General features: G+C 67.3%; 14 protein-coding genes and 1 tRNA gene. 10 read left to right on the top strand and 5 right to left on the bottom strand.

Annotation, left to right across the window (positions count from 1 at the left end; all coding sequences use genetic code 11):
• Genes lpxD through GIY56_RS04260 form a run of 3 tightly spaced genes read left to right on the top strand, consistent with a single transcriptional unit; the run spans position 1 to position 2,618 of the window.
• Positions 1 to 1,101, top strand: coding sequence for a UDP-3-O-(3-hydroxymyristoyl)glucosamine N-acyltransferase (lpxD, locus tag GIY56_RS04270; protein ID WP_154763575.1), 1,101 nt, complete (start codon positions 1 to 3; stop codon positions 1,099 to 1,101).
• Positions 1,102 to 1,113: 12 nt separating this feature from the next.
• Positions 1,114 to 1,380, top strand: coding sequence for an acyl carrier protein (locus GIY56_RS04265; RefSeq protein ID WP_154763574.1), 267 nt, complete (start codon positions 1,114 to 1,116; stop codon positions 1,378 to 1,380).
• Between the two features lie 29 nt (positions 1,381 to 1,409).
• Positions 1,410 to 2,618, top strand: a complete 1,209-nt coding sequence (locus tag GIY56_RS04260; protein WP_154763899.1) for a beta-ketoacyl-[acyl-carrier-protein] synthase family protein — start codon at positions 1,410 to 1,412, stop codon at positions 2,616 to 2,618.
• Between the two features lie 54 nt (positions 2,619 to 2,672).
• Here GIY56_RS04260 and GIY56_RS04255 read toward each other — a convergent pair whose 3' ends face one another.
• Positions 2,673 to 3,407 carry an invasion associated locus B family protein gene (locus GIY56_RS04255; protein WP_154763573.1) on the bottom strand — a complete coding sequence of 245 codons (735 nt, stop codon included), beginning with the start codon at positions 3,405 to 3,407 and terminating at the stop codon, positions 2,673 to 2,675.
• A gap of 470 nt (positions 3,408 to 3,877) precedes the next feature.
• On the opposite strand from GIY56_RS04255, the gene GIY56_RS04250 reads away from it, so the two are divergent.
• On the top strand, positions 3,878 to 5,413 hold the full coding sequence (locus GIY56_RS04250; RefSeq protein ID WP_154763572.1) for a helicase HerA-like domain-containing protein: 1,536 nt from the start codon (positions 3,878 to 3,880) through the stop codon (positions 5,411 to 5,413).
• On the opposite strand, the gene GIY56_RS04245 is transcribed toward GIY56_RS04250, so the two are convergent.
• On the bottom strand, positions 5,376 to 5,777 hold the full coding sequence (locus tag GIY56_RS04245) for a DUF6477 family protein (RefSeq protein WP_196053541.1): 402 nt from the start codon (positions 5,775 to 5,777) through the stop codon (positions 5,376 to 5,378). The genes GIY56_RS04250 and GIY56_RS04245 overlap by 38 nt on opposite strands.
• A 222-nt stretch (positions 5,778 to 5,999) precedes the next feature.
• On the opposite strand from GIY56_RS04245, the gene GIY56_RS04240 reads away from it, so the two are divergent.
• A complete protein-coding gene (locus GIY56_RS04240; RefSeq protein WP_230312274.1) occupies positions 6,000 to 7,139 on the top strand; it encodes a DUF6456 domain-containing protein in 1,140 nt (379 codons plus the stop codon).
• A 65-nt stretch (positions 7,140 to 7,204) separates the two neighbouring features.
• Here the strand turns inward: GIY56_RS04240 and GIY56_RS04235 are convergent, their stop codons facing one another.
• Positions 7,205 to 8,686, bottom strand: coding sequence for a catalase (locus GIY56_RS04235; RefSeq protein WP_154763571.1), 1,482 nt, complete (start codon positions 8,684 to 8,686; stop codon positions 7,205 to 7,207).
• Between the two features lie 93 nt (positions 8,687 to 8,779).
• On the opposite strand from GIY56_RS04235, the gene GIY56_RS04230 reads away from it, so the two are divergent.
• Together GIY56_RS04230 and GIY56_RS04225 are read left to right on the top strand one after the other, a co-directional pair.
• Positions 8,780 to 9,685 (top strand): hydrogen peroxide-inducible genes activator, encoded by a 906-nt coding sequence (locus tag GIY56_RS04230; protein WP_154763570.1) that lies wholly within the window; start codon positions 8,780 to 8,782, stop codon positions 9,683 to 9,685.
• A 141-nt stretch (positions 9,686 to 9,826) separates the two neighbouring features.
• Positions 9,827 to 10,573 carry a TerC family protein gene (locus GIY56_RS04225; RefSeq protein ID WP_154763569.1) on the top strand — a complete coding sequence of 249 codons (747 nt, stop codon included), beginning with the start codon at positions 9,827 to 9,829 and terminating at the stop codon, positions 10,571 to 10,573.
• A gap of 54 nt (positions 10,574 to 10,627) precedes the next feature.
• Here GIY56_RS04225 and GIY56_RS04220 read toward each other — a convergent pair.
• A tRNA-Leu gene (locus GIY56_RS04220) sits at positions 10,628 to 10,711 on the bottom strand.
• A gap of 44 nt (positions 10,712 to 10,755) precedes the next feature.
• Positions 10,756 to 11,712 carry a lipoyl synthase gene (lipA, locus tag GIY56_RS04215; protein WP_154763568.1) on the bottom strand — a complete coding sequence of 319 codons (957 nt, stop codon included), beginning with the start codon at positions 11,710 to 11,712 and terminating at the stop codon, positions 10,756 to 10,758.
• A 199-nt stretch (positions 11,713 to 11,911) separates the two neighbouring features.
• Here lipA and GIY56_RS04210 point away from each other — a divergent pair, with 199 nt between their 5' ends.
• The 3 genes from GIY56_RS04210 (at position 11,912) to GIY56_RS04200 (ending at position 13,566) form a co-directional block, all read left to right on the top strand.
• Positions 11,912 to 12,376, top strand: a complete 465-nt coding sequence (locus GIY56_RS04210; RefSeq protein WP_154763567.1) for a hypothetical protein — start codon at positions 11,912 to 11,914, stop codon at positions 12,374 to 12,376.
• A 300-nt stretch (positions 12,377 to 12,676) separates the two neighbouring features.
• Positions 12,677 to 13,042 carry an NADH-quinone oxidoreductase subunit A gene (locus GIY56_RS04205; protein ID WP_328288436.1) on the top strand — a complete coding sequence of 122 codons (366 nt, stop codon included), beginning with the start codon at positions 12,677 to 12,679 and terminating at the stop codon, positions 13,040 to 13,042.
• The gene (locus GIY56_RS04200) at positions 13,033 to 13,566 is read left to right on the top strand and encodes a NuoB/complex I 20 kDa subunit family protein (protein WP_154763566.1); all 534 of its coding nucleotides are present in this window, start codon (positions 13,033 to 13,035) and stop codon (positions 13,564 to 13,566) included. Before GIY56_RS04205 ends, GIY56_RS04200 begins: the two co-directional genes overlap by 10 nt.

Raw genomic sequence — 13,566 nt, 5'->3', positions numbered from 1 at the left:
ATGGCAATCACCATCCGCGCATTGGCGCAGGCGCTGGACGCGCAAGGCTGGGGCGACCTGGACCTGCCCGTCACCGGCGCGTCGGAACCCGGCGCCACCGGTCCGGTCGGGCCGAAGGGCGGCGTGATTGCCCTGGCGATGTCGCCGAAATACGCCGAGACGCTGAAGCCCGGCAGCATGGCGATCCTTGCCCAGGGCATGGACCCCCAGGCCTTCGGCCTCAAGGCCGCGATCTTCGCGCCGCGCCCGCGCCTGCTGATGGCGGGCCTGACGCGCGCCTTCGATCCCGGTCCCGACATCGCGCCGGGCATCCATCCGACGGCGATCATCGACCCCTCGGCGCAGGTTGGTGAGGGCGCGGCCATCGGTCCCTTCGTGGTGATCGGCGCGGATGTGCGGATCGGCTCGGGCGCGCGGATCGGGCCGCATGTGTCGATCGGGCGCGGCAGCCGCCTGGGCGATGACGCGCTGATCCACGCGGGGGCGCGCATCGCCCATGGCGTCACGGCGGGCCACCGGCTGATCGTGCAACCCGGCGCGGTGATCGGCGGCGACGGCTTTTCCTTCGTCACGCCCGAGGAATCGGGGATCGAGGAAATCCGCCGCACCCTGGGCACGCGCGAAGGCATCAAGCAGCAGCACTGGACGCGCATCCATTCGCTGGGCGGGGTCGAGATCGGTGACGACGTGGAAATCGGCGCCAACGCCACCATCGACCGGGGCACGATCCGCGCGACCCGCGTGGGCAACGGCACCAAGATCGACAACCTGGTGATGCTGGGCCACAACGTGGTGGTGGGCGACGATTGCCTGCTGTGTTCGCAGGTGGGCATCGCCGGGTCGTCCAAGGTCGGCAACCGTGTGGTGCTGGCCGGCAAGGTCGGCGTCAGCGACAATATCGAGATCGGCGACGACGTGATCGCGGGCGGCGCCAGCAAGATCTTCACCCGCGTCCCGGCGGGGCGGGTGATCCTGGGCAACCCCGCCGTCAAGATGGAAACGCAGATGGAAATCCAGAAGGCCATGCGCCGCCTGCCGAGATTCGCGCAGCAAGTGGCAAAGCTTCAGGAAACTGTTACACGACTGTTGGAAAAGGGCTGAGCAGGAGGCTTCATGACCGACCAGATCAGAAACCGCATCACGGCCATCATCGCCGAACAGGCCATGCTTGAACCCGACCAGATCAGCGACGACTCCACCCCGCAGGATCTGGGCATCGACAGCCTGGGGCTGGTCGAATCGATCTTCGCGCTGGAGGAAGAATTCGACATCTCGATCCCCTTCAACGCCAACGAGCCGGACAAGTCGGACTTCGACATCTCGACCATGGGCACCATCATCGCGGCCGTCGAGCGGCTGGTGGCGCAGAAGGCCGCATGAGCCTGAAGAATTCCGAACGGCCGGACGGCCTGCGCCGCGTGGCGATCACCGGCGCGGGCACGATCAACGCGCTTGGCCATGACGTGCCGACGACGCTTGCCGCCTTTCGCGAAGGGCGCTGCGGCATCGGTCCGCTGGAGTTCCGCGACGTGGACCGCCTGTCGATCCAGATCGGTGCGCAGGTCCATCCCTGGCGGGCCGAGGATTACTTCAACCGCCAGCAAATCCTGCTCTATGACAAGTTCACCCAGTTCGCGCTGCTGGCCGCCAAGCAGGCGGTCGCGCAGTCCGGGCTGGATTTCCAGGGCGCGCTTGGCCTGCGGTCGGGCGTGGTGCTGGGCACGGCGGGCGGCGGGCTGAACACCTGGGACGAGAATTACCGCACCGTCTATGAGGAAGGGAAGAACCGCGTCCATCCCTTCGTGGTGCCCAAGCTGATGAACAACGCCGCCGCCAGCCATGTCAGCATGGAGTTCGGGTTGCGCGGCCCGGCCTTCACGGTCGCGACCGCCTGCGCCAGTTCCAACCACGCGATGGGCCTTGCCTTCCAGATGGTGCGGTCGGGCGCGGCCCAGGTCATGCTGACCGGGGGGTCCGAGGCGATGCTGTGCTTTGGCGGCGTCAAGGCCTGGGAAGGCCTGCGCGTGATGTCCAAGGACGCCTGCCGCCCCTTTTCCGCCAACCGCAACGGCATGGTCCAAGGGGAAGGGGCCGGGGTCTTCGTCTTCGAGGATTTCGATAACGCCCGCGCCCGCGGCGCCGACATCCTGGCCGAGGTGGTAGGATTCGCCATGTCCTCGGACGCGCAGGACATCGTCATGCCGTCCGCCCAGGGGGCGGAACGCGCGATCACGGCGGCCTTGCAGGACGGGGGCCTCAACCCCGAGGATGTGGGCTACATCAACGCCCACGGCACCGGCACGGCGGCCAACGACAAGACCGAATGTGCCGCCGTGGCGCACGCCTTCGGCCATCACGCGGACCGGCTGATGATCTCGTCCACCAAGGCGATGCACGGCCATATCATCGGCGGCACCGGGGCGGTGGAACTGCTGGCCTGCATCATGGCGCTGCGCGACGGCGTGATCGCGCCCACCATCGGCTATCAGGAACCCGATCCCGAATGCGCGCTGGACGTGGTGCCGAACGAGGCGCGGCAGGCCCGCGTCGATGCGGTCCTGTCCAATGCCTTCGCCTTCGGGGGCCTGAACGCGGTGATCGCGCTGCGCCGGGCATAGGGCCACGAAAAACCGCGCCCGGTCAGGGGCGCGGTTCATGGCGGGTCTGTCGGATCAGTTCGCGGGCGCTTCCTGGGCGGGCGCCGCTGCCGCAGGGGCAGGGGTAGCCTCGGCGGCGGGAACCGGTTCGTCGGCATAGGCCGACAGCGCGTCGAAGGCCGCGGTAAAGCCCGACAGCGACAGGGTCAGCCGGACCGGGTTCTTGCGATCGCCGCCAAAGGGCAACAGCGTCAGGGTCGCCGCGCTGCCGCGCTTCAACCCGTCAAGCTCGGCCTGGGTGAAGCCCAGGCGGGACACGCAGCCCACCGGCGCGCAGAAGCTGAAGGGATAGCCCCGCGCCTCGCCCGTGCCGACCGCAAAGCCCAGGCCCTGGATCAGGTCGGTTTCCAGGGGCGCCACCAGCGTCGCGCCCGCCGCCACGTCCTTGCTGTTCTTCAGCGGGATCAGGGTCATCTCGGCGACCGCATTGCCCTCGCCATCCTTCAGCAGCTGATACAGCTCGCAGGGATCCTTGCCCTGCTCGGCCTTCAGGCAGCGGGTGGTCCAGTCCTGGCTGGTGGCCTTGACGTAATACTGCCCCACCTGCGGTTCCGCATTGGCGGGCGCCGTTGCAGGGGCTGCGGCAGGGGCGGCAGCGCCGTCCGCTGCGGGTGCCGCGGCGGGGGCCTGCGCCGCCGGGGCTTCGGCGGGTGCCTGGGGCGCGGCCGGGGCGGTGTTGTCCTGCGCGAAGGCCGGTGCCGCGGCCAGGGCAAGCGCGGCCAGCAGGGCCTGCGAGGGTTTGATTGGCATGGTTGTTTTCGTCCCTTTGCTCAATGCGTCGGGCGGGCCTAGCATGTCCGTTTTGGTTTGTCAGGCGGCTTCCTGGATGCGCCGTTCACCAAGCGTTGACACGCATGAACCCGGCCATCCCTTCCTGTCACCGGATCGACACGGATCCTGCGGCATCAGGCGAACGGCCAAATCGAAAGGGTCGCGGCATGAACCACGACCCCGGCGCCATGGGCGCTGTCTTCCCCCTGCCGGACTGGCCGGTCATCATTGATCCATACGCTAGTCGCACCGCCGTCGTCCGTCAACAGGTCCATGAAGGCGCCCCGATCACAAAAAAAGCCGCGCCCGAAGGCGCGGCAGTCCAACAGGGAGGAAGGTCCGTCATCGACGAGCCTGATGACGAACGATTCGCATCCTGTCATGGTTGCATTAAATTTGTATTATTGCGCCGGACGCCGCATCGGCGCGCGGCGCAACGGGGGGCAGGCATGGCGGATGTGGTGGATCAGCAGGCGAACACAGTCCTGGTAGGCGGCAGCGGGCCGGATCACGCCACGCCGCAACGGTTGCTGCTTCCATACGCCAATCGCCACGGCCTGATCGCGGGCGCGACCGGCACCGGCAAGACGGTCACGCTGCAAACCCTGGCCGAAAGCCTGTCGCTGGCGGGCGTTCCGGTGTTTCTGGCCGACGTGAAGGGCGATCTGGCGGGCATGGCCTGCGCCGGCAGCGCCGAGGCAAGGCCGCACGCGGCCTTTGCGGATCGCGCCGCGCGGATGGGCCTGCCGCTGGACTACCAGGCCTTTCCCGTGACCTTCTGGGACATCTGGGGCCAGAAAGGCCATCCCGTCCGCACCACCCCGGCCGAGATGGGACCGCTGCTGCTGTCGCGCCTGCTGGATCTGACGGACGCGCAGGAAGGGGTGATGAACATCGCCTTCCGGGTGGCCGACGAACAGGGCCTGGCGCTGCTGGACCTGAAGGACTTGCAGGCGATGCTGGTCTGGGTGGGGCAGAACGCGGCCGATCTGTCGCTGCGATACGGCAATGTCGGCACGGCCAGCGTGGGCGCCATCCAGCGGGCGCTTCTGGTGCTGGAAAACCAGGGCGGGGACCGGCTGTTCGGCGAACCCGCGCTGGACCTGGCCGACATCATCCGGCGGGACGCATCGGGCAGGGGGGTCGTCAACATCCTGGCCGCCGACCGGCTGATGCAGTCGCCCCGGCTTTACGCGACCTTCCTGCTGTGGCTTTTGTCCGAACTGTTCGAGCAACTGCCCGAGGTGGGCGATCCCGACCGCCCGCGCGTCGCCTTTTTCTTCGACGAGGCGCATCTGCTGTTCGACGGCGCGCCCAGGGCGCTGGTGGAAAAGGTCGAGCAGGTCGCCCGCCTGATCCGGTCCAAGGGCGTCAGCCTGTGGTTCGTCAGCCAGAACCCCGCCGACATTCCCGAAGGGGTGCTGGGCCAGCTTGGCAACCGCGTCCAGCACGCCTTGCGCGCCTTTACCCCCAAGGACCAGAAGGCGCTGCGCATGGCGGCGGAAAACTATCGCGCCAACCCCGGCTTCGACACCGCCGACGCGATCCAGCATGTCGCCACGGGCGAGGCCGTGACATCCCTGCTGGAGGACAAGGGCGTGCCGGGCATGGTGCAGCGCACGCTGATCCGCCCGCCCTTCAGCCGCATGGGACCGATCACGGACGCGGAACGGGCCGGGGTGATGGCGGCGTCCCCCATGGGCATCAAGTATGCCAGGACCATCGACCGCGACTCCGCGCATGAACTGCTGGCGCGCAGGACCAGCGACGCGGCCAAGGCCAAGGACGAGGCGCTGTTCGACATGAACCGCGCCGAATACCGCAACGCCCGCCGGTATCAGCCGCGGGACGAGGCGCGTTCCCCGTCGTCCCGCAGCGATTCGATCGTGGAAACCTTCGGCAAGAGCCTGGCGCGGCAGCTTGGCACGAAATCCGGCCAGGCCATCGTCAGGGGCGTGCTGGGATCGCTGCTGCGGGGCCGCTGAGCGCCGCGCCGATCTGCGCCAGCATCGCCGCGCCCATGCCCGCGCCCGCCCAGACCGGCGCATCGGCCACCGCCGCGCGTATCTCGGCCAGGATGGCGATCATCAGCAGGACGTGGCGGTGCATGTCGTATTCCGCCGCGCGTTGCAGCCGGGCCTCGTTCAGGGCGGCCTCCTCGGCGCGCAGGCGGGGCAGGCAGGCGCCGGGGGCGGGGCAGTGATCGGTGCGCAGCAGCCGCTTCAGGTCGCGGTCGCGCCGCCAGCCTGCCTGCCCCTCGCGGGCGGCGCGGATCAGGATGCGGGGGCGGCGCAAAGGCTCGGCCACGGGGCGGGGACGGAAGGCGATCACGTTCGGCATGTAGCTCATTTTTGAACTGTCCCATTGGTGTTGGTGAGACCAGCTTCACACAGCTTTAACGGGTGTTGCCTGCTGCCTTGTCGCAGCGTTCGGTCGGGCAACGTATCTTTAGGGTTTGTTAGGGAATGTTGCGGCTATCTGCTGAAGACCAGCCGTTCCATTAACCACGTTTAACGCAACCTCAGGTAGTTTCAGTTTCCCCCGGCTGCCAAGGATGACAAGGGACCAGACATGACGCTTTTGACCGGTGATTTCGCCTTCCCCAGCCTTGCCGCGGAGCACCGTTCGCCGACCGGGACCGCCCCCACCCCCCCTGACGACCTGCCCGACGACGCGCGCCTTTACCTGCGCCATGTCGAGGAAGGGCAGTCGATCCGCGCCCTGGCCCGGTCCGAGGGCTGCCACGCCTCCACCATCCTGCGCCGCATCCGCCGGTTCGAGGCGCGGCGCGACGATCCCCTTGTCGATGGCGCCCTGGCCGAGGGCGCGGACCGCCCCCGCAAGCTGGACGACCGGCAGGCCATGCGCCTGTTGCGCCGCCTGGCCGAACCCGGCGCGGTGCTGGTCACGGCCGAGGGCATGGACAAGGCCATCATCAGCCGCGACGACATCCGCACCGCCGTCCTGGAACGCTGGATCGCCGAACTGATGGCCCTGAAGGGTTGGGTCGTGCCTTCGGCGATGCCGGGGCGGGTGCAGCGTTATGCCATTGCCCCTGCCGGGCGCGACGCGCTGCGCGACATGCTGCAATCGCCGCGCCAGCGCAAGGCGGTGCCCGGGCCTGCCGAATTCACCGACGCAAGCCCCGTGGCCCCCGACGACGCCCCCGGCATGGCCGAGGCGCCCGCCGGTTTCGACCACGCCGACCGGCACCGTGTCTGGGAAAGCCGCGTGATCGAGGACCCCGAGGATCGCCGCCGCCGCCGCGCCCGCGTCAACATCGCCGAAAGCCCGCTGCTGCTGCTGGCGCGCCGGCGCGACGGCGCGGGCAAGCCCTTCCTGTCGCCCGGCATGGTCGCGGCGGGCGAACGCCTGCGCGAGGATTTCGAGCTGGCCCAGATGGGACCGCGCGTCACGCAGAACTGGGCGGGCTTCATGACCTCGGGCATCGACGTGTCCCGCAGTGGCGGGGGCTATCGCGGCGGATCGGAATCGGCGCGCGACCGGGTGGCGATGGCGCTGCGCGACCTGGGGCCGGGCATGGGCGACATCGTGCTGCGCGTCTGCTGCTTCCTGGAAGGGATCGAACTGACCGAGCGCCGCCTGGGCTGGTCCGCCCGGTCGGGCAAGATCGTGCTGCGCCTGGCCCTGATGCGGCTGGAACGGCATTACCAGGAAACCTATGGCAGCGGGTCGCGCCTGATCGGGTAAGGAAAAAGGGGCGCCATGCGGGCGCCCCTTTCCGTAACAGGCCACTCGTGACAAACGCCTTGGGGCTATTCGGCGGCGTGGCGATGCGCCGCCTTTTCCGCCTGCGCCGCCCGGATCCCCGCGCCATAGGCCGGGCTGATGCGGTCGAAATGGACCAGCGCGCGTTCGATCACGTCCTCGTCCGCGCCTTCCATGGCGGCGGCGATGTTCTTGTAAAGCCGCGCCCGTTCATCATCGTTCAGCACCCGGTCGTGCAGCGCGCGGGGCTGTTCGTAATCGTCGATCAGCTGGCGGTGCGGCTGGCGCGCGGCCACGCCCGACAGACGCAGCGGCGGTTCGGCAAAGGACGGATCCTCGGCCGCGCCGCCTCGGCTGTTCGGTTCGTAATAGGCGTCCGTGCTGCCCGTCACCCCTCCAAAGAAGTTCATCTGCCCGTCCTTGTGGTAATGATGGACCGGGCATTTCGGCGCGTTCACCGGCAGATGCTCGTAATGCGTGCCCAGGCGATAGCGATGCGCGTCGGCATAGCTGAACACGCGGGCCTGCAACATCTTGTCGGGGCTGTAGCCGATGCCGCGCACCTTGTTCGACGGGCTGAAGGCCGCCTGCTCGATCTGCGCGAAATAGTTGTCGGCGTTGCGGTTGAGTTCAAACTCGCCCACCTCGATCAGGGGGTAATCCCCGTGCGGCCAGACCTTGGTCAGGTCGAAGGGATCATAGGGCGTCTTTTCGGCGTCCAGTTCGGGCATGATCTGCACGAACATGGTCCAGCGGGGGAATTCGCCGCGTTCGATCTTGCCGAACAGGGCTTCCTGATAGCCCTCGCGGGTGTGGCCGATGATGGCGGCGGCCTCGCCGTTGGTGTAATGACGGTGGCCCTGCTGCGTCTTGAAGTGGAACTTGACCCAGAAGCGTTCGCCGTCCCCATTCCAGAAGGAATAGGTGTGGCTGCCGAAGCCGTCCATGAAGGTCGGGTCCTGCGGCAGGCCGCGGTCCGACATCAGGATCGTCACCTGGTGCAGCGATTCGGGCACCTGGCCCCAGAAATCCCACATGGCGGTGGCGCTGCGCAGGTTGGTGCGCGGGTGGCGCTTCTGCGTGTGGATGAAGTCCGGGAACTTCAGCGGGTCGCGCACGAAGAACACGGGCGTGTTGTTGCCGACCAGATCCCAGTTGCCTTCGTCGGTATAGAACTTCAGCGCGAAGCCGCGCACGTCGCGTTCGTGGTCCGCCGCGCCCATCTCTCCGGCCACGGTGGAAAACCGCGCCAGCATCGGGGTGGTCTTGCCCACCGCCCCGAAGATCGAGGCGCAGCTGTATTGCGTGATGTCATGCGTCACCGTGAAGGTGCCGAAGGCGCCCCAGCCTTTGGCATGTACGACGCGTTCCGGGATGCGTTCGCGGTTCTGGTGCGCCAGCTTTTCCAGAAGCTGGTAGTCCTGCATCAGCACCGGGCCACGGTCGCCTGCGGTCTCGCTGTGCTGGTTCGAGGCGATCGGCGCGCCTGCCGTGGTGGTCATCCGGGGGCGGGGGGTGTCCTGGCTCATGTCCGGTCTCCTTGTTGGCGGTTGGGTTGCTTGTGGCAGAGCGTCCGAATAAAAAGAAATCGGAAAATTCGATTGCATTGATAAGGCGCGCTTATGAACATCACCCTGCGGCAGTTGCGCTATTTCCTGGCCTTGGCGCAGCAGGGGCATTTCACCCGCGCGGCCGAGGTCATGCATGTGACCCAACCCGCCCTGTCCATGCAGATCCGCGCGCTGGAGGATCAGGTGGGTAGCCCGTTGGTGGAACGCACCCCGTCCGGCGTGGTGTTGACCCCGCAGGGCCGGGCGCTGGAATCCCATGCCCGGCAGGTCATGGCCGCGATGGCCGGGCTGGAACAGGGGATGCGCCAGCCGGGGCAGGGCGGGCGGCTGATGCTGGGAATGATCCCCACGGTCGCGCCCTATCTTCTGCCCGAGGCCCTGCCGATCCTGCGCGCCCGCGACCTGACGCGCGACCTGCACCTGCGCGAGGCGCAGACCGACCGGCTGGTCGATGAGCTGTGCCAGGGACGGCTGGACGTGGCGGTCGTGGCGACGCCCCCCGACAGCGCTGACCTGGTGGCGATGCCGCTGTTCACCGACCGCTTCCTGCTGGCGGGCAGCCAGGACCGCATCGCCCGCCTGGGCCGGTCGCGTCCCGAGCCGCGCGACCTGGACCCCGGCCAGTTGCTGCTGCTGGACGAGGGGCACTGCCTGGGCGACCAGGCGCTGGAGGTCTGCGGCCTGGGCCGCCGCAGCGCGCGTCTGGACCTGGGGGCGGCCTCGCTGTCCACCCTGTGCCGCCTGGCCGCGCAGGGGATGGGCCTGACCTTCCTGCCGCAGCTTGCCCTGCGCCTTGAACGCGCGGCGGCGCCCGGCCTGTCCGTGGTGGAGTTTCCCGACCCTCAGCCCTCGCGCGAGGTGCTGCTGCTGCGCCGCGCCTCGACGCCCGCAGGGGGGTGGCTGGACGATCTGGCCGCGACGCTGATCCAGGCAAGCGAACGGGTGATGGCGGCGTAACCGCCAGCCCGGCCCGAATCATGCCGCCCGGCGTTTCCGTCTTCCCATCCGGGCGATGATGCCGCATTGCGAAAAGAACGGAACCGGCGAGGGCGGAATGACTTTTCTGACCGACAGCCCCTTTTTTGACAGGATTTTCCCATGCAGGACATCATCGCCCTTATGCAGCAACCCGAGGCCTGGATCGCGCTTGCCACCCTCATGGTGATGGAGATCGTGCTGGGCATCGACAACCTGCTGTTCATCTCGATCCTGTCGAACAAGCTGCCCGAAGGGCAACGCGAACGCGCGCGCAAGATCGGCATCGGCCTGGCGCTGATCATGCGGCTTGGGCTTTTGGCGACGATCGCCTGGATCGTGCAGCTGACGCAGCCGGTGATCACGATCCTGGGGAACGAGTTTTCCTGGAAGGACATCATCCTGATCGCGGGCGGTCTGTTCCTGGTCTGGAAGGCGACAAAGGAAATCCACCACCACGTCGATCCCGATGATCACGAGGACACGATGATCGGAACGGCAGCCGTCGGTTTCGGCAGCGCCATCGTGCAGATCCTGATGCTGGACCTGGTGTTTTCCATCGACAGCATCATCACCGCCGTGGGCATGACGCCGCATGTCGAAATCATGGTCGTGTCCGTGGTCGTGGCCGTGACCGTGATGCTGCTGGCCGCGAACCCGCTGGCGACGTTCATCGGCAAGAACCCCACCATCGTGATGCTGGCCTTGTCCTTCCTGCTGCTGATCGGCACCACGCTGATCGCCGAGGGCTTCGGCGTCCATGTGCCCAAGGGCTATGTCTATGCCGCGATGGCCTTCTCGGCGGTGGTCGAGGGGCTGAACATGTGGGCGCGCAACGCACGGCTGCGCAAGCAGGGCGTCAGGGCCTGAGGAAAGGCAGGGGCCGCCACGCGCGGCCCTTTTCCATCGGATCGGGGGAAAGGCTGGTACCCGAGGTCGGACTCGAACCGACATGCCTTGCGGCGGCGGATTTTGAATCCGCTACGTCTACCATTCCGTCACTCGGGCCTTGCGCGTTCCGATTATGCCGGGACGCAAGCTTTTGCAAGAGGTCAGGCGCGGCCCAGTTTCTGCAACCGCGCGGCGCGCAGCCGGGCGAAATCGTCGCCCGCGTGATAGGACGACCGCGTCAGCGGCGTGGCCGAGACCATCAGGAAGCCCTTGCCGAAGGCCGCCTTTTCATAGCTCGCGAATTCCTCGGGCGTGACGAAGCGGTCCACGCGGTGATGCTTGGGCGTCGGTTGCAGATACTGGCCGATGGTCATGAAGTCGATGTCGGCGGCGCGCATGTCGTCCATGACCTGCAACACGCTGCCCCGATCCTCGCCGAGGCCCACCATGATGCCGGACTTGGTGAACATCGCCGGGTCCAGTTCCTTGACCTTTTGCAACAGCCGCAGCGAATGGAAATAGCGCGCGCCGGGGCGCACCGTGGGATAAAGCGCGGGGACCGTTTCCAGGTTGTGGTTGAAGACATCGGGGCGCGCCTCGACCACGATCTCCATCGACCCGGGCCTGGATTTCAGGAAGTCGGGGACCAGAACCTCGATGGTCGAATCGGGGCTGCGGTGGCGGATGGCGCGGATCGTCTGGGCGAAATGGTCCGCCCCGCCGTCGTCCAGGTCGTCGCGGTCCACCGACGTGATGACGACATGCTTCAGCCCCAGCTTCTGGACGGCATGGGCCACGCGGCCCGGCTCGAACACGTCAAGGGCATTGGGCTTGCCCGTGGCGACGTTGCAGAAGGTGCAGCCGCGGGTGCAGATCTCGCCCATGATCATCATGGTGGCGTGGCCCTGGGACCAGCATTCGCCGACATTGGGGCAGCCCGCTTCCTCGCAGACGGTGGACAGGCGGTTGTCCTTCATGATGTCGCGGGTGCGCTTGTAGCCCTCGGACGTGGGGGCCTTGACGCGGATCCAGGCGGGCTTCTTGGGCTGCGCCTGGTCGGGCCGGTGGGCCTTTTCCGGGTGTCGCTGGTCGGGAATCCGAAGATCGCGCAAGGCCATGTCCTTTCGGTCGCGGTTCGCCCAGAAATAACCGCTCCCCGGGCCAAGCGCAACGCATGGGCGCCATGCAATGCCAGGCCCGGGGACGGCTCCACCGCCGTGCCCCGCATTCTTGTGTGCCGGCGACACGGAACAAGCAGGCGACCTGGGGTGTTGGTCAGGCAATTCAACGCCTACACGCCACAGATGGAGCAATGAGATGAAGATCAAGACCCTGACCGCCTCGATCGCGCTGGCTGCCGTTCTCGGCTTCGGCCCTGCCGCATTTGCCCAGAACATGATCGGCACGCAGCAGATCACCGAGGCCGACATGGCCGCCGTGGCCGAGCATTGCCGGACCCTGGCCATGGGGTCGGATGACCAGGCCCCGAACGCGACCGTCGCGGGCGGCGATGCCGGCAACACGGGCAATGCCGATGACGATTCGGTGTCCGGCACGGGACCTGACGCGGATGCGGGCACGATGGACGCCGCGCAGCCCACCACGGGCAACGAAGGCAACCAGGACGACGACGCGCCCAACCCGGCCGCGGCGGCTGCCGCCAGCGACAACACGGCCACCGGCACGACCGGGCTGGAAGGCAACCAGGATGCCGACCAGTTCTCGGGCAAGATCAACATGGAGATCATCACGCTGGCCGACTGCCAGGCTGCGGGGATGTAATCCGCCCCCCAAAAGGAACGCGGCGATCGAAGGCAGCCCCCCGGGCTGCCTTCCTTGCTTTTCCGCCGCAGCACAAGGGCGGGTTCGTGACGTTACGGCAGTCACCCCTGCAAACCGCCAAGGGCATCTGGAAGATGAGGCCCGGGGTGGACATATGGGCGCAAGGGCAGTGCGCGCGACACGCCTGCCCTCCGCATCAGCCGCCCGTTGACCCCGCTGGCCCACAGGTCTAAACGGGCGCCTAGCTAACCCGTCGCGGGCAGCCACAGCTTTTCCGCGGCCGACAAGGGGAACTTGCCCGTGGAAACTCTGCTGCAGGACTATCTGCCGATCCTCGTCTTCGCGGGGATGGCATCTGCATTGGCGCTGGTCCTGATCCTGGCTGCCGTGGTGGTTGCCGTGCGCAACCCCGACCCGGAAAAGGTCAGCGCCTACGAGTGCGGCTTCAACGCCTTCGACGACGCGCGGATGAAGTTCGACGTGCGCTTCTATCTGGTGTCGATCCTGTTCATCATCTTCGACCTGGAAGTGGCTTTCCTGTTCCCTTGGGCGGTCAGCTTCGCGGGCCTGTCGGACGTGGCCTTCTGGTCGATGATGGCGTTCCTGGGGGTGCTGACCGTGGGCTTTGCCTATGAATGGAAGAAAGGGGCACTGGAATGGGCGTGATGACCGGGGCGAACACGGCCGGTCCTGACCGCGAGGTCGCGACGGCCACCCTGAACCGCGAGTTGCAGGACAAGGGCTTCCTGCTGACCACGACCGAGGACATCATCAACTGGGCGCGCAACGGCAGCCTGCACTGGATGACCTTCGGCCTGGCCTGCTGCGCGGTCGAGATGATGCACACCTCGATGCCGCGCTATGACGTGGAACGCTTCGGCACGGCGCCGCGCGCGTCCCCGCGCCAGTCGGACCTGATGATCGTGGCGGGCACCGTGACCAACAAGATGGCCCCGGCGGTGCGCAAGGTCTATGACCAGATGCCCGAGCCGCGCTATGTCATCAGCATGGGCAGCTGCGCCAATGGCGGCGGTTATTACCATTACAGCTATTCGGTGGTGCGCGGCGTGGACCGGATCGTGCCCGTGGACATCTATGTCCCCGGTTGCCCCCCCACGGCCGAGGCGCTGCTGTACGGCATCCTGCAACTCCAGCGCCGGATCCGGCGCACCGGCACGCTGGTGAGGTAA

Source organism: Paracoccus lichenicola (genome assembly GCF_009708075.1).
Lineage (GTDB): Bacteria > Pseudomonadota > Alphaproteobacteria > Rhodobacterales > Rhodobacteraceae > Paracoccus > Paracoccus lichenicola.
This window is presented reverse-complemented; position numbering and strand designations above follow the sequence as displayed.